Source organism: Sodalis sp. RH14, from assembly GCF_047324285.1.
Lineage (GTDB): Bacteria > Pseudomonadota > Gammaproteobacteria > Enterobacterales > Enterobacteriaceae > Acerihabitans.
On the sequence record NZ_CP178739.1, the window covers coordinates 2,043,405 to 2,063,936 of the forward strand.

A 20,532-nucleotide genomic window follows, 5' to 3' on the forward strand; every position below is an offset into this window, starting at 1 on the left:
ATGACATCCCCTCAATCCTTTATTTCAAAATTCAATCGACTGCGACAGCTGGGCTTTGGTCGTCTTGAAGCATTTGCATTGCTTATGGTCGATCCATTTCGTTATGGGCTTAGGCTGTTTTGGCGGGTGTGTGTCGCAGTGCCTTTCTTCTTAATTGGTGCGTCGACGTTCGGCTTCTGGCTTTTCCTTCCTATGGGACAACTTGTTGACTTGGCCAGAATGGTTCTGGGAGATCACTACCTGATGAATCAAATAGGGAAGTGCGTCCTTCTCTTTAGCGTGCTGCTGGAGGGAATGCGCTACGTCTGGAGTATGAATGCGTCATTGCTAAAACCGGCAGTAAGTGCGGTAGAAACAGCAGAGGAAAAGGTCAGCAATAATCTGAAGGATAAGCAGCGATGAGCGACCGTTATGTCATGGAATCCCTTTTGCGACCTGCGGTAGAGCTGTATACGGCAGGGACCGCCTGGAGTGCAACCTACATCTGTCTAACGGCACCCTGGGCCGTTGCCCTGGCCCCTTCTGTCAGTTGGGTCACTGCCGCCGGCTTTGGCGTGTTGGCTCTTCAACGTACGCGGCAAGGGCTGCGTATCCTGCGTTATCGTCGTAATATTAAGCGGTTGCCGCGCTATGAGTTGAGCAGCCGGCAAATCCCCGTCAGCCAGCGGTATTTGTTTCTGGGGCGCGGATTTCATTGGACGCAAAAACACACGCAACGTCTGCTGGAGGCGAGGCGGCCTGAAGCGGAACATTATGTTCAGCCTTCCGTTATCTATCGCATGGCTCGCGACCTGGAGAAACGGCTGGAATACAGCCTGCCGTGGCTGTGTCGTCTTACGCAGACCGACTCAATATTCAATCCCGCACGGCCTTTACCGCCAGTGGGAGGCAGTCCTGTTTATCACGGTGTCGAACCTGATGAAAGTGACGTGCTGTATGACCTGGGTGAGCGGGTGGGGCATACGCTGGTGATCGGTACCACCCGTGTGGGTAAAACCCGTCTGGCCGAGGTGCTTGTTACCCAGGACATTCGTCGCGGTGATGTTACGGTAATGTTTGACCCCAAGGGGGACGCAGACTTGCTCAAACGCATGTATGCAGAAGCTCGGAGAGCGGGAAGGGAGAATGAGTTTTACGTCTTTCACCTGGGGTGGCCAGACGTCAGCGCACGGTATAACGCCATCGGCCGCTTTAGCCGCATCTCTGAAGTGGCCTCACGCGTCGCAGGGCAGCTGTCCGGTGAGGGGAACTCGGCGGCGTTTCGTGAATTCGCCTGGCGTTTTGTGAATATCATCACCCGGGCGCTGGTGGCACTTGGACAGCGTCCTGACTACACCCTTATCCTGCGCTACGTCACCAACATTGGTGAGCTCTATGAAACCTACGTAGAAAATATGCTGGCCTCGAAGGCGCCTCACCTGCTGATGCAGGTAGAAAATTTGCTGTCTTCGGGCATGCTCAAAGAAAAAGACTTGCCACGCAACATGCAGGGACAGGCCAACGCGCTGCGGGTATGGGCCATTGAGATGACATTGAGCACGGATGAAGGGAAGAAACTGTGGGATCCGGTACTGGACGGACTGCGGAGCGCAGTTCGCTATGACCGAACCTATTTTGATAAAATCGTGGCCTCCCTGTTGCCCCTGCTGGAGAAGCTGACCACGGGCAAGACGGCGGCGCTGCTGGCTCCGGATTACAACGATATGGACGATAAACGTCCCATCTTTGACTGGCAGGAAGTGATCCGTAAAAAAGGGATTGTGTATGTCGGCCTCGACGCACTCTCGGATTCGGAGGTCGCCTCGGCCGTTGGCAACAGCATGTTTGCAGATCTGGTTTCTGTCGCCGGCCATATTTATAAATTTGGTCTGGCAGATGAAACCGGCTCCGCTTCGCAAAAGAAAGTCCCTATCAATCTGCACTGCGACGAATTCAATGAGCTGATGGGGGATGAGTTCATCCCGCTTATCAACAAGGGGGGCGGTGCCGGTATCCAGGTGACGGCGTACACCCAAACTCTCTCTGATATCGAGGCCCGCGTAGGGAGCCGTGCGAAGGCGAACCAGGTTGTCGGTAACTTCAACTCACTGATTATGCTGCGGGTACGTGAGAACAGCACGGCGGAGCTACTGACCAAACAATTGCCAGAAGTCGATGTGTACAATAAAACCCTCACCTCCGGCGTGACCGACGTGTCGCGCCCTGGTGAGGGAACCGATTTTAACAGTAACGTGCAGGATCAGGTGACACTGGCCAGAATGCCGATGATCACACCGGCGGATATCATCAACCTGCCTAAGGGGCAGGCATTTGCCCTGCTGGAAGGGGGGCGGTTGTGGAAAATCCGGATGCCGTTACCGGGGAGCGGTAACGACCCGCTGATGCCGGAAAGCATCAGCCGCATCGCAGAATACATGCAACAGAATTATCGCACCGGCGAAACCTGGTGGACGGGCAGCGCCTTACCTTCTGATGCCCTGGCGGCATCTGCGGAGGGATAATGGCCGAGGAGAAAGTTCAGCAGAGACAGCAGACGGCTCCGCCCAAGCAGCCCGGTCTGTTCATTACCCTGTTCTGGCTGATGCCCTGGAAGGTGATTGGGATATTACTGGCCTCTCTTCTGGTCAGCCTGCTTATCGAGTATGCCGGCATGACGTTTATCTGGGCGGGTGAGGGGGCCGAACACAGCCGACAAGTCATGCTAACGGAAAGCGGTTATTTGTCTGAAGGCTTTACCCGCAGCCTGATACTCTCACAGCCGGTGACAGTCATCAGCGCGTGGATACAACAGGCGTACCAATGGATTTTTGTGGATACCGGATTTATCAGCTGGGTGAACACCGCCCGCAGTGTGCACAGTCAGGGCGGTACAGTAGAGACGCTTAGCCGGGCTGGTAGCTGGCTGGCGAGGGCATTGTGGGAATATTTACAGGCCACGGTGTATGTAACCATTATCTTCGCCATTCGCGTGGCTATCCTGGTGTTGTCAGTACCGCTATTTATCATGGTTAGCGTTATTGGCATTGTTGACGGCCTCGTTCGTCGGGATTTACGTCGCTACGGCGCTGGTTATGAGTCCAGCTTTGTTTACCATCACGCGAAGCGTTACGTGAAACCCGCAATGTACGGCCCCTGTATGCTCTATCTAGCCTGGCCAACGGCGGTATGGCCTAATTTGCTGCTGTTACCCTCGGCGATTATGTTGGGTTTTGTGCTGACGGTTGTTACGGGTGCCTTTAAAAAATACCTGTAAAAAACATCGCGTATTTTGGGTGAGCGTCGCGTGCTGAATCCGACGGGCTTCTGTTACCTTGTAATGAATGTTTCTTCCCCGCCTCTCCCTGAGGCAGTTTTATTAGTGAGAAAGGAATGAGAGTAAAAGACGACATCGCAGAATCACTGGAGCATAAAGGATGGTGGCACCGTGCAGCTCGTCGTTGGCTGGAAGTGCTTGACCTGACTGATGACGATTGTGCTCGAGAAGCTATTGCCAGGCGTCGAGATCATTGTTTTGGCATGGTAGGAGTTATATCTCCCGAGCAGCGCCGTAGGAAAAACCGTAAACAATATAAACAACAATGTCGATTTAATGAGGGATACTGATTTACCGTATAACAGCCAAGGGAAGTTCCTTCCAACTAGTTGTGTAAGCTGGCGATAATATCTCACAGCGCATTTTCCAAAAGGTTTCAACCAGTGAGCGAGATCCAATATCTGTGCTAACGAATAGTGTTTCTTCTTCAAAGGATCCCTGCATGCAAGCAACTTTTGTCCATTTTGACTGATTAGTATACATAACCATTCTAACTCAGTACTTAAAATTCCGGGGTATTGATTTATTCTATATTTCTATTATTCTAGAAATATAGAATTATGGAGATTGTAATGGAACTCAATGACGTCGCCAACGCGCTAAAAGAGCTTGGCCACCCAACCCGTCTCACCGTGTATAAGTCGCTTGTGAAGTCGGGGCATAAGGGCCTGCCCGTGGGTGAGTTGCAAAAACGCCTGGACATACCTGCCTCCACACTCAGTCATCATGTCGCTGCCTTGGTTGCGGTGGGGCTGGTACGCCAAAACCGGCAGGGCAGAACGCTGTATTGCTTACCGCAGTATGAGGTTCTGAACGAAATTATAGTCTTCTTTATCGACGAATGCTGCGCCGAGAAGGACCAAACCTGTTGAAGACACTACACAGAGAACGAAATATGTCAGATTCGATGAACGAACTTATCAACATTCAGCCTGAAATTTTCGATACCCATATCAGCACGGAAAGGCTCTCCCTGACCGCATGCCGCCATGCCCCGCGAATTTTGATGCTTTACGGTTCAGTACGAGAACGGTCATACAGCCGGTTAGCTACAGAAGAGGCTGCCCGCCTGCTTACGGCGATGGGCGCCGAGGTGAAAATATTCAATCCTTCCGGGCTCCCGCTTCCCGATGATGCGCCGGATACGCACCCAAAAGTCCTTGAACTGCGTGAGCTTGTGATGTGGTCAGAAGGTATGGTCTGGTGTTCACCTGAACGCCACGGTGCGATGACCGGCATCATGAAGGCCCAGATTGACTGGATCCCGCTATCGGTAGGCGCTGTTCGTCCTTCTCAGGGGAAAACCCTTGCCATTATGCAGGTCAGTGGCGGTTCACAGTCGTTTAATGCCCTGAATCAGATGCGCATTCTTGGCCGATGGATGCGCATGATCACCATCCCGAATCAGTCCTCCGTCGCCAAGGCGTTTCTGGAGTTCGATGAAAACGGCAGGATGAAGCCTTCCGCTTATTACGACCGCATTGTCGACGTGATGGAAGAGCTATTGAAATTTACGTTGTTAACCCGTGGTAATGCTGAATACCTGGTTGACCGTTACAGCGAACGCAAAGAAAGTGCCGCCGAATTGTCCGTCAGAGTTAACCAGAAAAGCATTTGAGAGCGTCACATCCTGCATGCAGTGGCGCGGCTGTGTAGCACGCGCAGCCATAGCCGGATAAATGCCTCAGATGAGTAAATAGAGGTGTAATAATTCTCCTGTAATCTCCCGGTCTTTTCCCCAAGGAGCATTCCCGTTGGAACAGGTCATTGTAAAGGGCAGGGTGACGTTATTCGTGGGGTTAACCCAGCTGATTAACTGGGGCATTACCTTTTACCTGCTGGGCGCATTTGGTCAGGCTATCGGCAGAGAGCTGGGATGGACGCAGGTGATGACCTATTCCGGGCAGACGTTGTCCATGGGCATAATGGGGCTCACCTCGCCATTTTCCGGCAGAATATTGAAACACCTGGGCGGAAAAAAGATGATGGTCAGCGGCATCGTGCTGAACGCCACCGGATGTCTTTTGTTAGCGGCCAGTCAGGGGCCTCTGAGCTACTGGGCAGCCTGGGTTATCATGGGCGCAGGGATGCGATTGTCTCTTTATGACGCTGCCTTCGCCGTTCTGGTGGATATCGCGGGTCCATCGGCACGAAAATCCATGACGCAGGTAACGCTGCTGGGCGGTCTTGCTTCCGTGGCCTTCTGGCCGGTAGGTGCGTGGCTCTTAACGGTGATGGGATGGCGTGCAGGTACGGTTTGCTATGGGCTGTTTGCGCTGATGAGCCTTCTCTTACTCCGTTGTCTGCCCGATAAAATGTCATCGCCAGTGACTTCCGGTACCCAACCAGCCCCGTCACCCTGTGGGTTAGTCGACGACAATAACCGGTGGTCTGGCTGGATTTACGCCGCTCTGATGGCCTTGCTGAGCTTTTTATCCACGGGGATTTCCGCGCATCTCCCCGCCATGCTTGCAGGCTTCGGCGTACCGGTATTGATTGGCACACTCTGGGGTGTCGGTCAGGTCAGCGCCCGCCTGAGCGACGTTTTTATGGGCGCAAAAGGCTCGCCGCTTGGGCTGAATATGCTGGTGGGGGGAATATTGCCATTCTGTTTTGTGTTCAGTCTGTTCAGTTTCCACTCTACCGTAAGCGCTGCTCTCTTTGTATTAAGTTATGGTGCAGCCAACGGCCTGTCGACGCTGGTTAGGGCTACTTTACCTCTCGTTCTGTTCGATAAACATCAGTATGCAGACAAACTCGGTACACTGCTGATGCCAAGCTTTTTCCTTTCCGCTCTGGCACCGGCCATCTATGCCAGCCTGCTGGACGCCATGGGCATTTATGACACCTTGTTGTTTTCTCTGTCTGTGTCACTGATAATTACGGTCCTGAGTGTTGCTCTTTCGTTTAGGGAACGGTACAGGCAGGGTGCATGAGGTGAGAAAGCCGGGGAGAACAGGGCGTGGGTCTCAGCAGACTGTCTCGCAAGCAATGCTGAGGATTAATCGTCGCTTCCCCATTGTCGAAGCTGGACCTGAAGAGACATGCGTTCAATTTTATCAACGGGCAGGCTGACGAACAGCCGCAGCCGTGTGGCTATTTGTTTCTCAACCTGGATAAAACCCCGCATCTTCTCCTCTTCAGTGCCTTCAATAGCTGTGGGATCAGGAAATCCCCAGTGAGCTGTTATCGGCTGCCCAGGTATAGCCGGACAGCCTTCTCCGACGGTTTTGTCGCAAAGCGTAAAGATAAAATCCATGTGCGGGGCATCACTGCCGGTAAAATGCTCTAATCCCTTGCTGTATAACGATGACGTATCCATACCCTGCATGGTCAGCACCTCCAGCGTCAGCGGATGAGGTGCGTCCATCGGAGCGCTCCCTGCGCTGAACGCCTCAAATTTATCGCCGGCAATCTTATTGAGCAGAGCTTCGGCAAACAGGCTTCTGGCTGAGTTGCCCGAACACACGAACAGAACCCGATGTTTTTTCATAGCCATTCTTTAACCCCTTATGGAAGAGAGGCACCCCTTTGATGGGGTGCCTCTCTGTTTCACTCTGGTTTATTTAGAAACCCGCTTTCCCTGGGCGTCGACTACGGCTTCACCGTCTTCTTTGGTGAAGGCACCCTGCTGCGCGTCCGGGAGAATATCCAGAACGGCCTCCGACGGGCGACACAGCTTGGTGCCAAGCGGCGTCACGACAATAGGGCGGTTAATGAGAATGGGATATTGCAGCATGTAGTCCACCAGTTGCTCATCGCTGAACTTATCTTCAGTCAGGCCCAGTTGTTCATAAGGTTCGACATTTTTTCTCAGCAGTGATCTCACTGAAATCCCCATGTCGCCGATCAGCTTTATCAGCTCATCGCGGCCCGGTGGCGTTTCAAGATAGTGAATAACGGTTGGCTCAACGCCGCTGTTGCGGATGAGTTCAAGCGTGTTGCGCGAGGTGCCGCAGGCAGGATTATGATAAATCGTGATAGAAGTCATAACGGTGCTCTCTTGTGAGTAAGGCCCGCCGTGCCGTCACGGCAGGCGGGTAGCCAGGGATGAATTAATGGGCGAAAGATAAGCGTAAGGCAAGGGCGGCCAGCGTCACAAACAGTACCGGGAGGGTCATGACAATCCCGACCCGGAAGTAATAGCCCCAGGTGATCTTGATGCCTTTCTGCGACAACACGTGGAGCCATAGCAGGGTCGCCAGGCTACCAATCGGGGTGATTTTTGGCCCCAAATCACTGCCGATGACGTTGGCATAAATCATGGCCTCTTTGATCACACCCGCCGCGCTGCTGCCTTCAATGGACAGCGCGCCGATCAGTACCGTCGGCATGTTGTTCATGATGGAGGAGAGAAAGGCGGTCAGGAAGCCCGTGCCCAGGGTCGCCACCCACAGACCTTGCTCAGCAAAGCGGTCGAGGATCATTGACAGATAATCAGTCAGGCCAGCGTTGCGCAGGCCGTATACCACCAGGTACATACCCAGAGAGAAAATGACGATTTGCCATGGGGCGCCGCGGAGCACTTTGCCGGTGTTGATCGCATGACCGCGCTTTGCCACAATAAATAGAATAAGTGCACCCACCGCTGCGACGGCACTGACCGGCACGCCCAGCGGCTCAAGCCCAAAGAATCCTACCAATAGCAGCAGTAACACAAACCAGCCCGTTTTAAAGGTCAGAGGATCCTTGATGGCCTTGTGCGGCTCCGGCAATTTAGATACGTCGTAGGTGGCCGGAATGTCTTTACGGAAGAACAGGTGCAACATGACCAGCGTTGCCACGATAGACGCAATGTCGACAGATACCATGACGGATGCATAGTCGTTGAAGCCAATTTTGAAAAAGTCGGCCGAGACAATATTCACCAGGTTTGACACGATAAGCGGCAGGCTGGCACTGTCGGCGATGAATCCCGCAGCCATCACGAAGGCCAGCGTCGCGCCGCGGCTGAAGCCCAATGCCAGCAGCATGGCAATCACTATCGGCGTGAGAATGAGCGCGGCCCCGTCGTTGGCAAAGAGCGCGGCAACGGAAGCGCCGAGTAGGACAATGTAAGTAAACAGCAAACGCCCGCGACCATTACCCCACCGTGCGACGTGCAGCGCTGCCCACTCGAAGAAGCCTGACTCATCCAACAGCAGGCTAATGATGATGACCGCGATAAAGGTGGCTGTCGCATTCCACACAATGTTCCACACGACGGGAATGTCGCCAACGTGGACCACGCCGGAGACCAAAGCCAGCGCGGCGCCGATAATGGCGCTCCAGCCGATACCCAGACCTTTAGGCTGCCAGATAACTAACACAATCGTCAGAACAAAAATCGCTCCTGCTAACCACATACTTTCTCTCCTGCGCGGAACTGTTATGCCCGCACGCAATGCCGTTTATTATTGTTTTCCAGCGAGAATGCTAAGACGGTCAATACCGACCGGCTCATCTTCCTGTAGCGGGATCAATGCCAGACGTGTCGCAAGGCCTGACTGAACTTTCCTGATTTGCTCTACTTCATGTGCCGCGCGTATTTTGAGCAACGGGGACGTCGTACGTGCTGCGGCAAGGCTGTTGTTGATGATCCACGCCCACGGCTCAATACCCGCACGGCGAAGATCCTCCTGCAAATTGGCCGCCTCCAGCACCGGTGTCGTTTCAGGTAGCGTCACCAGCAGCACTTTAGTGCGTTCCGCATCCTGTAACTGCATCATCGGCGTAAGATAATGGCCGTTTTCGCCCATGCGCTTCGCCACTTCACGATGATACGCACCGGTGGCATCCAGCAGCAGCAGCGTGTGGCCCGTCGGTGCGGTATCCATCACCACAAAGCGTTTGCCGGCTTCGCGTATGACGCGGGAAAATGCCTGAAACACGGCAATTTCTTCGGTACACGGCGAACGCAGGTCTTCCTGCAGCAGGGCTTTGCCCTGCGCGTCCAGGCCCTTGCCTTTTGTCGCTAACACCGTCTCGCGATAGCGCTCGGTTTCGGCCTGCGGATCAATCCTGCTGACCTGCAGGTTTTTAAGCTGACCATGTAGCGTGTTTTCCAGGTGTGCGGCCGGATCTGACGTGGTGAGGTGAACGTCCAGCCCTCTTTCAGCAAGCCTGACCGCCAAGGCGGCGGCAAGCGTCGTTTTACCTACCCCCCCTTTCCCCATCAGCATGATCAGGCCGTGATCCTGGCGGGCGATGTCCTCAACCAGTGCATCGAGAGAGGGAATATCCGGAACCGCTTCGTCCTGCAGAAAAACTGTTGCGCCCCCGGATTTTTGTGTCTGGAAAAGGCCACGCAGCGCGTCAGGGCCCACCATGTTGACCGGCTGAAGCGCTAAGGTTTCGTGCGGTAAGGCCGCTAATGCTGGCGGAAGGCTTACTAACACGCGCTGCTCGCGTTGATAGAGAGACCGGGCCAGCGCATCTCCCGTGGTTGCGCTTTCAGGCAGCACGCCGTTGATGACCAGGGTCTGATTCTCCAGCCCAACCTGATGAAGCTCATCATGCGTGCGGGCGACCTCAAGCAGGGCAGAGGCCTGAGGACGAGCTACCAGAATCAGACGAGTCTTGGCGGAGTCGGCCAGAACCGACAGGGCATGTGCATAACGCTCACGCTGTTTTTCCAGCCCGGCAAGGGGACCGAGACAGGAAGCCCCCTCCGGATTTTCTGCAATAAAACTGCTCCAGGCACCGGGCAGTTGCAGCAGCCGGATAGTGTGCCCGGTAGGTGCCGTATCGAAAATAATATGGTCGTACTCCAGCAGCAGGGCGTCGTCCGTCAGTAAGCCGGTGAACTCATCAAAGGCGGCAATCTCCGTCGTACAGGCACCGGAGAGCTGTTCTTCAATACTGCGCACCACGTCGTCGGGAAGCACCCCCTTAACGGGATCGACGATGCGTGCGCGATAGAGCTGCGCGGCGGCTTGCGGGTCAATCTCAAGTGCAGTGAGGCCCGGTACGCTATGAATGTCGGTCAGTTGGTTACCAATGGTTTGACCAAAGACCTGCCCCACGTTTGACGCCGGGTCGGTGCTGACCAGTAAAACGCGTTTTCCCTGATCCGCTAGCGAAATGGCCGTCGCGCACGACAGGGAGGTTTTCCCGACTCCGCCTTTGCCGGTGAAAAAGAGAAACGTGGGGGGATTATTCATGAATTGCATGGAGGTATCCTTCTTCCGAATTAATGAGCTCAGCAGCAGTTCGTCTTGCCGCCGGTGCAGCAACCTGATGACGCGGCTTGTTCGCCCTCCAGGGCAAGGCCACACCATCGAGCCAGCTCCTGACGCGTCGGATAGCGGCCGGCCAGTGCAACGTTATTGTCGAGCAGAATCAACGGTAAAGATGAAGCCCCGGAATTCTCAAGAAAAGCTTTAACCTGAGTGTTATTTGCGAACGCCATAGGTTGCTGGGAAAGATTGAAGCGATTTACGGTGACACCTGCCTGTTTAAGCCAGTCACAGTCCGCGGAAAAGTTGACCAGGGCCTGATCAACTTCGCTGCCGCACACGCCCGTGTTACAGCACATTGCTGGATCAAAAACTGAAATGGTTTTCATGACCTTTCCTCTAAATGTCATTTAATGAGTGCGGTCAGCGTGGGCCGCACTTCTCATCGGCTGTGGTGGGGTTTAAATCTGGTTTATCGAATGTATTTTTCGCCTGAGATTACAGACAGACGGCCTTACCCCCGGTGGTATTCTGCTTGCGGGTAATGCTTTTTACCTGTGCAGTGATTTTGTCCTGCTCGCTCAAAAAGGCCTGCTCAATTATGGCCGCTGCCCATGCAGGCATATGCGGAGACAGGCGGTAGTAAATCCATTTTCCGTCCCGGCGATCTATGATGAGCCCGGTTTCTCTGAGCATGGCGAGGTGTCTTGAGATTTTTGGCTGCGACTCATTAAGCACACCGATGATTTCACAGACGCACAGTTCCCCGGCTTCTCTGAGCAGCATGACGATCGACAGACGTGTTTCATCGGACAGGTTTTTAAACAACAGAAGTGAAGACAGACTCTTCATAAGGTCTCCTTTGCATGATGGCGCCATGGTAGGGCTTGCTCAAAAAATGTCAATTACATATTTGAAATTTCGAATGTGTAATATCAGGCTTATAACAACTAGAATAATGAACCGAAGGAGCGGTATTACGGGAAGCGACAATGAAAAATCTATACAAAAGAGTGTGAGATAACATGGTGGAATAGTTCTTTTATCCACTGAGCGGCCAATCTTTTCACGAGTATGAAGGGAAAGCGTCCAAGCAGTTGGCTGCAGTAGTAAAAAACCGATCATGAACCACTGTGTTTTTTACACCGATAAAGCAACAGCATAATCTTGTTTTATGCAGAGGAGAGAAAGCGGCGTTATAGCTACCCATCATCACCGAGGTTGAGGCTACACGGAGAGCGCTCCTACTCTCGACCACCATAGGGATCCTGATCACGGTTTTGTTTGTTTCGTTACTTAAATTAAATTCCTTCACTTCTTTTTTTAATTTTCACCCCGCCATAAACACTTTCCTGCTGCTCTCCCTGTTCGGTTGCGTCAGTCTTTCCCCCGCAACCTTAAACACACAGGAGAGCGTCATGCGCCCAACCCCCGGACTCTGCGTACTGCTGCTGGCTATGTGCAGCTTCAGCACGTTCCCGACGCAGGCTTCCGAAAAAGACGAACTGGCCCTGGTGATGCGTCAGCTTGATCAGGTTCAGGCCGGACTGGACAGGGCTCGCGTCGTGGCCAACCAGAATGGTCAGGATGCCCGTTTCTACTTCGACTACCTCAGCGCAACCCGCGACATCACCACGATGAAGCAGGGCATAGCGCGCTATCTGGAACCTTCCCGCGCTCAACCTTCGATACCGATGTCAGTCACTGGCCAGTACCGCGGCGAGGAGGATCGCTGATGTCTATGACCTCTGCTCAGCAGTCTGGCTGGAGTGCCGGCACCGGCGGCGGCATGGAGCCGTCGGCGCTCAATTTGCTGATTTTAGGTCTGCTGGGGGCGGTACTGTTTCTGTTCGTTGCCTGGGTGCTGGTGACGGCCTATCGCGGCGTGTCTGACAAATCCATTCCCATGAGCAAGCTGCCAGAGTCGGCTATCCGCCTGGTGGTTCTGCTGCTCGTAACACTCTTCCTGTTTTTCCACTGAAGTAAGGATAATTCTATGAAATTAATGACATTTTTCCGTAACAAATTTTCCCTGCTGGCAGGCAGCACCCTGTTTTATATCGGTAATGCCCTGGCTGACCTGCCGCCCATTGAGCAGCCTTCATCAGGAGGCGGGAGCGGTACCTATGCCACCATCAAAGGCTATTTGCGCGACGGTCTGACGCTGGGCGGTCTGATTATTGCTGCCGTGGCCTTTATCGTTGTCGCTAATGCGGCAATCAGCTGCTTCCATCACGTCCGTCAGGGTAAGGCGACCTGGACGGAATTCGGCACCTTCGTGATTATTGGCGTCATCTTGCTGGTCGTCGTTATCTGGCTTGTCACCAAATCCAGCGACATCATCTGAGGAGGCGGTATGGCCGTGATCGAGTTTTTACCTGACCGTCTGAATACCCCGCCCGTCGTCTGGAGAGGCTTCACCGCCGGAGAGTTTCTTCTGGCGGCCGCGGTGGGTTTTGTACTCGGTATCCCGGTCTCTCTTCCTCTGGTCTTCATCCCCGCAGTCGGCTGGATTGCAATCCCGACCTGCATGCTGATTATGCCCATCATCGTGGTATTTATCGGCGGGCGCTGGGTCAGTAATTACAAACGCGGAAAACCAGACAACTATCTGTGGCGTCGGCTGGAGGAGCTGCGCGCCCGCGCCGGCCTTTTTCGGGGGCTGATCGTCCACAGCCAGGCATGGGCGCTGCGGCGTACGCGCCCGGTTAAACGGGGAGTTATTCAATGAGCCGTTTTCGCAATGCGGTGAGCGCACGCGACAATCATATTTTTACCCTTCGGCTGGTGTGCGGCATGTTGTTTGTCGCGCTGCTGACAACCAGCACCGGCTGGATGCTGGCACCCCGTAACCTGACCATCCACAATCCGCCCGATCTGCGGTCGGGCAGTACCAAAAAATGGTGGGAAGTGCCGCCGTCAACGGTATACAGCTTTGCCTTTTACATTTTCCAGCAGCTCAATGCCTGGCCAAAAGACGGGGAGGTGGACTATCCGGCAAAAATTGCCCAGATGAGTCCTTTCCTGACGCCTGCCTGCCAGGATTTTTTGAACAAGGATGCCGAATTTCGCACTAACAGCGGCGAGCTGAAAGACCGCGTGCGTGTGGTTTACGAGATCCCCAGGCGCGGTTACAGCAGTAAAAGCGTGGAGATCAAATCCGAGGATGAATGGGTGGCCCGCCTTGATCTGGTGGCGGACGAGTATTACCACACCGAACCGGTTAAGCGGGCGATGGTGCGTTATCCGATAAAGGTGATCCGCTGGGAGGGGGACCCTGAGCGTAATCCGTTTGGGCTGGCCATGGACTGCTATGACGGTGTGCCGCAGCGTCTGGAGGCGATGCCTGTCCAGGCACCGGAGAAGAAAACGGGGGTATTCCAGTGAAATTAAACATCCTGGTAGCCGGTGGGTTACTGATAGCAACGGCCGGTGCCGCCCATGCCGTGGAGCTGATGAAGTGGGAGCGGATCCCTCTGCAGATACCCCTCAACGTGGGGCAGGAGCGGATCGTGTTCGTGGACAAAAACGTGCGGGTGGGTTTTCCACCTTCCCTTAACGGCAAGCTGCGGGTGCAGAGCAGCGGAGGGGCGGTCTATCTGGATGCCACCGACGCTTTTCCTCTGACGCGCCTGCAGTTGCAGAACAAGGAAAACGGCGAAATTATCCTGCTCGACGTCAGTGCGGCGGCGGGGAAAGCAACCCGTGAGCCGGTTCAGGTGGTCTATGACGGTGAGGTGTCGTCAGCCTCTGCCAGCGATAAAACCCAGGTCAGCGGTGCCGGCAACAGCGGGCAGCCGGCAACCACGCAGGGGGAGGGGACAACAGAACGACGTAAACCCGCGAAGCTGAATGCGCCGCTACCTGTGGTGCTGACCCGCTATGCCGCGCAAAGCCTTTATGGGCCGCTGCGGACGGTTGAAGCGGTGCCGGGCATCAGTACAGTCGCCCTGAAATTACCGTCCCGGGTCACGACCCTTTATCCCTCAGCGCCGGTGATGGTCAGCCCGCTGGCCGCCTGGACCCTCAATGGTTACAGCGTGGTGGCTCTGCAGGTACGCAATACGTCGGCGGCAAAAGTCATTCTCGATCCCCGTGAACTGAACGGGCAATTTGTGTCGGCGACGTTCCAGCACCGGTGGTTAGGAAATGCCGGGACGCCGGAAGATACCACGGTATTGTATCTGGTGGTTGAAGGCCGTCCTGAAGGGGCTTTCCTGGCCGAGCCCGCCTTGACGCCCATTCATGCCAAAAAGTCCCGGAGCTCCCGTCAATGAAAATCAAATCCAATGGTTTAGTCAAACTCATGGTGCCTCTGGCCATCCTTGGCGCGGTGTTTATCGGCGTCAAATCCTGCTCATCAGGCGGTGGCGAGAAGAAAGCGCAGACCACGGCCGGAACGGTTGTGCCTGACCTGACGCCGGAGGACATGAAGGCCATGGGCATCGAGGGGGACACGCCGCAGGATACCCTGAGAACGCTGGTCGGCAGCCTGAAGACGGTGACCAAACGGCAAAATCAGCTCGATGCGGACAACAAAAGCCTGGCGGAGGAAAACAAGAACCTGAAGCAGACTAACCAGAACGTCGATGAGCGCATTAATCAGGCGGTGGTCAACGCGCAGTCCGTGGCTGACAAGGAGCAGAGCCAACTGAAGAACCAGGTGCAGGATCTGACGTCGAAAATTGGCGGCCTCATGCAGCAGTTACAGGAAAAAGGCAGCCGTACCCAGGAGACGGTGACAGGAAATTCCTCCACGGTCGGCAGCGATATCCCTGTGGGATTAGGCCTCGAGGGTGGCGGCACTCCCGCCTCCGCGCCTGGCAGCGACGGCCTCCAGTGGATTGAGCCGAAAGACGGCGTTGCCGTCGATGCCAGCGGCAAACCCGTGGGTGAGGGAAACACCAATGCCGCCAGCGGGTTCTCCTTTGCCACCTCTTTTATGGACGACAACGCCATTACCCGTCAGAAAGCGGAGCTGGCCAACAAAACGAATACCGGCCAGACGCTGAGCGGCAATAAAGCCGCCGAAGGGCCGGTAGACCCGGTGTATACCCTGCCTGAGAACTCTACCTTAATCGGCAGCCGGGCGATGACCGCGCTGCTTGGCCGCGTTCCCATCGATGGGAAAGTGACTGACCCTTACCCCTTCAAGGTGCTGATAGGAAAAGACAACCTGACCGCAAACGGCATCGATCTGCCGGATGTGCAGGGGGCTGTCGTATCCGGTACGGCGACGGGAGACTGGACGCTGTCGTGCGTGCGCGGCTCAGTGACCAGCATTACGTTTGTGTTTTCAGACGGTACCGTCCGCACCCTGCCAAGGCCTGCCGGGCAGGCTGACAGTCAGGGGGGAGGCCAGGGCGAAAGCAACGGGAGTGCGAGCAGTATTGGCTGGCTGTCTGATGAAAACGGTATTCCGTGCCTTTCCGGAGAGCGTAAATCCAACGCCTCGACTTACCTTCCGACGCTCTTTGCGCTGGGGGCCAGCAGCGCGGCGGGTGATGCCCTGGCTCAGAACCAGAACAGCACGCAGACCAACGGATATGGCGGGGTGACCTCTACGCTGACGGGGGATGCCGGGCAGGCCGTGCTGGGTAAGGCCTTGTCCGGGGGCATGCGGGATACGGCGGATTGGGTGAAAGCCCGCTATGGCCAAACCTTTGATGCCATTTACGTGCCGCCGGGTATGAAGGTGGCGATCCATATCACCAAACAGCTTGCCATTGATTATGAAGAGAAGGGCCGCAAGGTGAACTATGGCTTTAGCCTGAGCCAGGCCGGTACCGGTCTTGATTAATGGGGGATGTCGGGATGGTTTCAGACTCAGCACAGGCGTTGTTTCTCTCGCTCATCACGCATCAGGTCACGCCCTGGCAGTCTGTCTGCCACGCCCCGGCGATGCCAGGCTTTGGTGCGAAGGAGGTGAGTGCACTGCTGTTTTCTGGCGTGCTGCAACCGATGTGGTGGTGCTGTCGTGGACCGGGGCCGGTCGCCCCCCGCAAAAAGAATTCACTCAGCTGGATGGTCGCGCTGGTCAATGACCCGACGCCTGCGGCGGCGCAGCTTTGGCTGCCCGCTGCGGCATTACGGATCCCGCGTGTCACAGGAGAGCGTCAGCGAGAGGCGCTGGACAGATTTTTACTGCGTTGTTTTCAGGACTTTGCTTCAGCGGATGAACTCTACAAGAAAGGCGGGTAGGCGGATGAAAAAGAGAAGAACATTTCTGATGTATGCAGGGGTACTTATGCTGCTGAGCGGCTGCAGTACCAGCAAAGATACGATGTTACCCCCGGGTGACAGTACCATGCTGGAGTTGTGGAATGATGGTGCATCAACGACGCACGCGACCGGGGAAGGACGCACTACACTTCGCCGAACGCTCAACGATCGCGAACGCACCGCGTCAACGCAGGTGGCTGAAAGTTACAGCCGAACGCAGGAAAATGAAATACAGCAGACGTTTCCACGCCTGCCCAATCCGGACATGGTGATGTACGTGTACCCGCACATCGCCGATGGCAATGCGCCGGTGCCGGGATACAGCACGGTGTTTCCGTTCTACAGCCAGATCCAATATGCCCTGCCGGGCGAACGCACGGGAGAGTTGTAATGTTTTCACTGTTTCGTCGTCAACCCGATACCTCAGACGTACAGCTTAGTGGCAACGGACCCTTCGCGGTTGAGGGGCATGAGCCGTTCAGCCGTGAGGGGCGGTTCACCCACAGCGATGAGGCCAGAGCCTATGGCCTACAGCCGTCGATTATTGATTATATGCCCTGGGGCGAATATCTCCCGGAGGGGCGCTGCCTGCTTCTCGATGACGGCGTGTCCGTCGGCGCCGTGTTTGAGGTGATCCCGGTGGGCACGGAGGGGCGTCCGGCCGAACGTCTGGAAGAAATCCGCGACGTAGTGGAGGATGCGCTGCAGGACAGCCTCCCGGAGCTCGACGGGAATCAGTGGGTGGTGCAGTTTTACTGTCAGGATGAAACTGACGTGACGGCCTATATGGATAAGCTGCGGGGCTATGTCAAACCCTGGGCACAGGGGACGCCGTTTACCCGCGCCTGGCTGGCCGAAACTGAACGACATATGCAAAGTATTTCAGTAGAAAAGGGGCTTTTTGAGGACAAGATTGTCACCGGCGCGCCCTGGCGTGGTCAGACCCGCCGCACGCGCATGGTTATTTATCGATATGTCGAGAAGAATGCCCGTGATCCGCTGCCGCCGGCCGTCCTGCTTAATCAGGTGTGTGACCGGCTGACCTCGGCGCTGGCCGGTGCCGGCATTCGCTGTGAGCGACAAAACGGGGAGCAGATCCACAGCTGGCTGCTGCGCTGGTTTAATCCGAGTCCACAGTGGGTGGCGCCCGAGGTGCTCTACCGCGCCGCACGGCACGACGACGGTGAACCGGACAGCCTGCCTATTCTGAATGATTTCAGCGAAACCCTGTGGTTTACGCGCCCGCGCAGCGATGCCGAGCGGGGCGTGTGGTGGTTTGATAACGTCGCTCATAAGGCCGTGCCGGTTGAGCGTTTACGCCGCGCGCCGCAAACGGGCCATCTGACCGGCGAAGTGCGGCGGGGGGAGAACATCAATACCCTGATGGACCTGATGCCGGAGGGTACCATGATCGCTATGACGCTGATTGTACAGCCTCAGGACGTGCTGGAAGAAGAGTTCAGCCGCCTTGGCCGTAACGCTATGGGGGAAAATATTGAATCCACCCGCGCCCGTGAAGATGCAAAAAAAGCACGTGAATACCTGGGCGACCAGCATAAACTGTACCGGTCTGCGCTGACGTTTCTTCTGCGCGCGCCCGACCTTAACAGCCTCGATAAGCGTTATCTCGATATCAGTGCCAAACTGCTCAATGCCGGGCTGCAGCCGGTAAATCCTGAGCACGATGTGGCTCCGCTGAACGGATATCTGCGTGCCATGCCGATGTGCTTTAACCCGTCGGTGGATAAAAACCATTGGTACAGCCGGCTGACGTTTGTGCAGCATTTTGCCTGCCTGTTGCCGGTTTTTGGCCGCGATACCGGCACCGGTAATCCGGGGTTTTCCTTCTTCAACCGCGGCGGCGCTCCGCTGACCTTCGATCCGATGAACAAAGATGACCGCACGCAGAACGCGCACCTGTTGCTGTTCGGTCCAACCGGCTCAGGTAAATCGGCCACGCTTTGTGCTTCGCTGTCTCAGCTGATGGCGGTACACCGTTCCCGGTTATTCCTGCTGGAGGCGGGAAACTCGTTTGGGTTGTTTGCAGATTATTGTGAGTCGCTGGGGCTGACCGTCAATAAAATCAGTGTGAAGCCGGGGAAAGGTGTCTCGCTGGCCCCCTTCGCCGATGCCCATCTGTTGCTCCAGGCCTCACCCGATGAGCTGGTCATTGATGAGTCAGCCCTGCCAGAGCTTGATGCCGGCACGGGCGATGAGGAAGACGATGAAAAACGTGACATCCTGGGGGAAATGGAAATTGCGGCGCGTCTGATGGTAACCGGCGGGGAGGCGGCCGAGGAGGCCCGCATGACGCGGGCCGATCGCGGGATGTTGCGTGAAGCTATCCTCGCGGCGGCGCGCACATCCTTTAATGAGAACCGGCAAATGTTGCCTGAGGATCTGATGCATGCGCTGGAAAATATTGCACGCGATAACTCAAAAGATGCCGACGGCCGCGAACGCAGAACGGCCAGCCGGCGGGCACGTGCCGAAGAAATGTCAGAAGCACTGCGGATGTTCACTGAAGGCTTTGAGGGAGAGCTGTTTAACCGGCCAGGTACGCCGTGGCCGGAGGCGGACGTCACACTGATTGATTTGGGAACGCTTGCCAGGGAAGGTTATGAAGCGCAGATGGCGGTGGCGGTCATTGCCCTGGTCAATACGGTGAACAACATTGCCGAACGTGATCAGTATCTTGACCGCGAAATCAATATGGTGATTGATGAGGCCCATATCGTGACCACAAACCCTCTGCTGTCGCCTTACATGACCAAGGTGGTGAAAATGTGGCGTAAGCTCGGTGCCTGGCTGTGGCTGGCCACCCAGAACCTCGCGGACTACCCGGACACGGCGGAAAAAATGCTCAACATGGCTGAATGGTGGCTGTGTCTGACCATGCCGCCGGATGAAGTGGAGCAAATTTCACGCTTTAAAAAGCTCACGGTGGAGCAAAAAGCCATGCTGTTGTCGGCGACCAAACTCCCGCGTTGCTATACCGAAGGTGTGGTCCTGGCCAAAAGGGTAGAGGCACTGTTCCGGGCGGTGCCGCCCAGCCTGTACCTGGCACTCGGGATGACAGAGAAAGAAGAAAAAGCGGAGCGGCGCGCACTGATGAATGAATACCACTGTAGTGAACTGGAAGCGGCGTTCCACGTTGCCCGAAAGCTCGATAAGGCCCGGGGAATACTCACTGAAGCGAGGGCGGTATGAGACGACTGGGAATGTTACCACCTGCCGTAGTCAATGATAATGAAGTGAGTCTGGCCGTCATGTTTGATGTGCCACCGCAGGGAGAGGCCCGTATCGGTGTTACTGATCATGGTCAGCTTATGACGCTCTGCGACCATATCCGAAAGCGCCTGCAGTCTACGGCCTTTCTCTCGATGCGGCCGCACCGGGTGGGCTCGCTCAACTGTGTCTCCGTACACCTGAAAGATAAGGCAGGGGCCACTCTGGATTTATTGATCACCATTACGGGTAGCACTGTCTGGCCAGATGATAATGAGTATGTACGGGGAGCCAGATGGTATATCAATGTTGCGGATGCCACTGACATGATGTGGTTGCTGAAATCACTGGATGTGTTGACGATCAAAGAAGGATAAATAGGGAAACTGGCGACGGCTGCTCAAATCTTTTGTGCAGACGACGCCAGTTGAACAAGCCGCAGGCGCGTTAGCTATATTAGCTCAGACTTGACCTGACACAACTACGGCACAAGCCAAAGCTAATCTGACAGGCAGGTCTGTGCCAGTTACGGACATTGCTCACGCATTTGTCACTTAATAATATGGGAGCAGTTACCTTACTTGATTATTTTTGCAGCTTCTAATATATCCA

25 protein-coding genes are annotated in these 20,532 nt (G+C 55.3%); 18 read left to right on the top strand and 7 right to left on the bottom strand.

The window, feature by feature from the left end:
- The 4 genes from ACL2XQ_RS09145 to ACL2XQ_RS09160 all read left to right on the top strand — a co-directional run bounded on the left by ACL2XQ_RS09145 (position 1) and on the right by ACL2XQ_RS09160 (position 3,603).
- Complete coding sequence (locus tag ACL2XQ_RS09145; protein WP_187514522.1) at positions 1–402, top strand: hypothetical protein; 402 nt, start codon at positions 1–3, stop codon at positions 400–402.
- Positions 399–2,501: a type IV conjugative transfer system coupling protein TraD gene (gene traD, locus ACL2XQ_RS09150; RefSeq protein ID WP_187514521.1), complete on the top strand. Its 2,103-nt coding sequence runs from the start codon at positions 399–401 to the stop codon at positions 2,499–2,501. Before ACL2XQ_RS09145 ends, traD begins: the two co-directional genes overlap by 4 nt.
- A complete protein-coding gene (locus tag ACL2XQ_RS09155; protein WP_187514520.1) occupies positions 2,501–3,253 on the top strand; it encodes a TIGR03747 family integrating conjugative element membrane protein in 753 nt (250 codons plus the stop codon). Before traD ends, ACL2XQ_RS09155 begins: the two co-directional genes overlap by 1 nt.
- 116 nt (positions 3,254–3,369) lie before the next feature.
- Positions 3,370–3,603 carry a PerC family transcriptional regulator gene (locus ACL2XQ_RS09160; RefSeq protein ID WP_187514519.1) on the top strand — a complete coding sequence of 78 codons (234 nt, stop codon included), beginning with the start codon at positions 3,370–3,372 and terminating at the stop codon, positions 3,601–3,603.
- A gap of 1 nt (position 3,604) precedes the next feature.
- Here ACL2XQ_RS09160 and ACL2XQ_RS09165 read toward each other — a convergent pair whose 3' ends face one another.
- The gene (locus ACL2XQ_RS09165) at positions 3,605–3,802 is read right to left on the bottom strand and encodes a DUF4113 domain-containing protein (protein WP_187514518.1); all 198 of its coding nucleotides are present in this window, start codon (positions 3,800–3,802) and stop codon (positions 3,605–3,607) included.
- Between the two features lie 83 nt (positions 3,803–3,885).
- On the opposite strand from ACL2XQ_RS09165, the gene ACL2XQ_RS09170 reads away from it, so the two are divergent.
- The 3 genes from ACL2XQ_RS09170 (at position 3,886) to ACL2XQ_RS09180 (ending at position 6,249) form a co-directional block, all read left to right on the top strand.
- The gene (locus tag ACL2XQ_RS09170; RefSeq protein WP_187514517.1) at positions 3,886–4,185 is read left to right on the top strand and encodes an ArsR/SmtB family transcription factor; all 300 of its coding nucleotides are present in this window, start codon (positions 3,886–3,888) and stop codon (positions 4,183–4,185) included.
- Between the two features lie 35 nt (positions 4,186–4,220).
- Entirely contained in the window at positions 4,221–4,931 is a 711-nt protein-coding gene (gene arsH / locus ACL2XQ_RS09175; protein WP_187514553.1) for an arsenical resistance protein ArsH, read from the top strand.
- Positions 4,932–5,067: 136 nt separating this feature from the next.
- Positions 5,068–6,249: an MFS transporter gene (locus ACL2XQ_RS09180; protein ID WP_187514516.1), complete on the top strand. Its 1,182-nt coding sequence runs from the start codon at positions 5,068–5,070 to the stop codon at positions 6,247–6,249.
- Between the two features lie 65 nt (positions 6,250–6,314).
- Here ACL2XQ_RS09180 and ACL2XQ_RS09185 read toward each other — a convergent pair whose 3' ends face one another.
- The 6 genes from ACL2XQ_RS09185 to ACL2XQ_RS09210 form a co-directional block, all read right to left on the bottom strand.
- Positions 6,315–6,812 carry an arsenate reductase ArsC gene (locus ACL2XQ_RS09185; protein WP_187514515.1) on the bottom strand — a complete coding sequence of 166 codons (498 nt, stop codon included), beginning with the start codon at positions 6,810–6,812 and terminating at the stop codon, positions 6,315–6,317.
- A 63-nt stretch (positions 6,813–6,875) separates the two neighbouring features.
- Positions 6,876–7,304, bottom strand: a complete 429-nt coding sequence (gene arsC, locus ACL2XQ_RS09190; RefSeq protein ID WP_187514514.1) for a glutaredoxin-dependent arsenate reductase — start codon at positions 7,302–7,304, stop codon at positions 6,876–6,878.
- 64 nt (positions 7,305–7,368) lie between these two features.
- A complete protein-coding gene (locus ACL2XQ_RS09195; protein WP_187514513.1) occupies positions 7,369–8,658 on the bottom strand; it encodes an arsenic transporter in 1,290 nt (429 codons plus the stop codon).
- A gap of 48 nt (positions 8,659–8,706) precedes the next feature.
- Positions 8,707–10,464, bottom strand: coding sequence for an arsenical pump-driving ATPase (arsA, locus tag ACL2XQ_RS09200; protein ID WP_187514512.1), 1,758 nt, complete (start codon positions 10,462–10,464; stop codon positions 8,707–8,709).
- Between the two features lie 29 nt (positions 10,465–10,493).
- Positions 10,494–10,859: an arsenite efflux transporter metallochaperone ArsD gene (arsD, locus tag ACL2XQ_RS09205; protein ID WP_187514511.1), complete on the bottom strand. Its 366-nt coding sequence runs from the start codon at positions 10,857–10,859 to the stop codon at positions 10,494–10,496.
- A gap of 109 nt (positions 10,860–10,968) precedes the next feature.
- Positions 10,969–11,322, bottom strand: a complete 354-nt coding sequence (locus ACL2XQ_RS09210) for a metalloregulator ArsR/SmtB family transcription factor (protein WP_187514510.1) — start codon at positions 11,320–11,322, stop codon at positions 10,969–10,971.
- A gap of 566 nt (positions 11,323–11,888) precedes the next feature.
- Between ACL2XQ_RS09210 and ACL2XQ_RS09215 the strand changes: the two genes are divergently transcribed.
- Genes ACL2XQ_RS09215 through ACL2XQ_RS09265 form a run of 11 tightly spaced genes read left to right on the top strand, consistent with a single transcriptional unit; the run spans position 11,889 to position 20,297 of the window.
- Positions 11,889–12,206, top strand: a complete 318-nt coding sequence (locus tag ACL2XQ_RS09215; protein WP_187514509.1) for an RAQPRD family integrative conjugative element protein — start codon at positions 11,889–11,891, stop codon at positions 12,204–12,206.
- Complete coding sequence (locus ACL2XQ_RS09220) at positions 12,206–12,451, top strand: TIGR03758 family integrating conjugative element protein (RefSeq protein WP_060435735.1); 246 nt, start codon at positions 12,206–12,208, stop codon at positions 12,449–12,451. Before ACL2XQ_RS09215 ends, ACL2XQ_RS09220 begins: the two co-directional genes overlap by 1 nt.
- 15 nt (positions 12,452–12,466) lie before the next feature.
- Positions 12,467–12,817, top strand: coding sequence for a TIGR03745 family integrating conjugative element membrane protein (locus ACL2XQ_RS09225; RefSeq protein WP_061552882.1), 351 nt, complete (start codon positions 12,467–12,469; stop codon positions 12,815–12,817).
- Positions 12,818–12,826: 9 nt separating this feature from the next.
- Positions 12,827–13,201: a TIGR03750 family conjugal transfer protein gene (locus ACL2XQ_RS09230; protein WP_187514508.1), complete on the top strand. Its 375-nt coding sequence runs from the start codon at positions 12,827–12,829 to the stop codon at positions 13,199–13,201.
- Positions 13,198–13,857, top strand: coding sequence for a PFL_4703 family integrating conjugative element protein (locus tag ACL2XQ_RS09235; RefSeq protein ID WP_187514507.1), 660 nt, complete (start codon positions 13,198–13,200; stop codon positions 13,855–13,857). The genes ACL2XQ_RS09230 and ACL2XQ_RS09235 overlap by 4 nt, the downstream gene beginning before the upstream one ends.
- Positions 13,854–14,747, top strand: coding sequence for a TIGR03749 family integrating conjugative element protein (locus tag ACL2XQ_RS09240; protein WP_321187218.1), 894 nt, complete (start codon positions 13,854–13,856; stop codon positions 14,745–14,747). The genes ACL2XQ_RS09235 and ACL2XQ_RS09240 overlap by 4 nt, the downstream gene beginning before the upstream one ends.
- Positions 14,744–16,270, top strand: coding sequence for a TIGR03752 family integrating conjugative element protein (locus tag ACL2XQ_RS09245; protein WP_187514506.1), 1,527 nt, complete (start codon positions 14,744–14,746; stop codon positions 16,268–16,270). Before ACL2XQ_RS09240 ends, ACL2XQ_RS09245 begins: the two co-directional genes overlap by 4 nt.
- 14 nt (positions 16,271–16,284) lie before the next feature.
- Positions 16,285–16,671: a hypothetical protein gene (locus ACL2XQ_RS09250; protein WP_187514505.1), complete on the top strand. Its 387-nt coding sequence runs from the start codon at positions 16,285–16,287 to the stop codon at positions 16,669–16,671.
- Positions 16,672–16,675: 4 nt separating this feature from the next.
- Positions 16,676–17,083: a TIGR03751 family conjugal transfer lipoprotein gene (locus ACL2XQ_RS09255; protein WP_187514504.1), complete on the top strand. Its 408-nt coding sequence runs from the start codon at positions 16,676–16,678 to the stop codon at positions 17,081–17,083.
- Positions 17,083–19,902 carry a conjugative transfer ATPase gene (locus tag ACL2XQ_RS09260; RefSeq protein WP_187514503.1) on the top strand — a complete coding sequence of 940 codons (2,820 nt, stop codon included), beginning with the start codon at positions 17,083–17,085 and terminating at the stop codon, positions 19,900–19,902. Before ACL2XQ_RS09255 ends, ACL2XQ_RS09260 begins: the two co-directional genes overlap by 1 nt.
- Positions 19,899–20,297, top strand: coding sequence for a hypothetical protein (locus ACL2XQ_RS09265; RefSeq protein ID WP_187514502.1), 399 nt, complete (start codon positions 19,899–19,901; stop codon positions 20,295–20,297). Before ACL2XQ_RS09260 ends, ACL2XQ_RS09265 begins: the two co-directional genes overlap by 4 nt.
- Positions 20,298–20,532 lie beyond the last annotated feature (235 nt).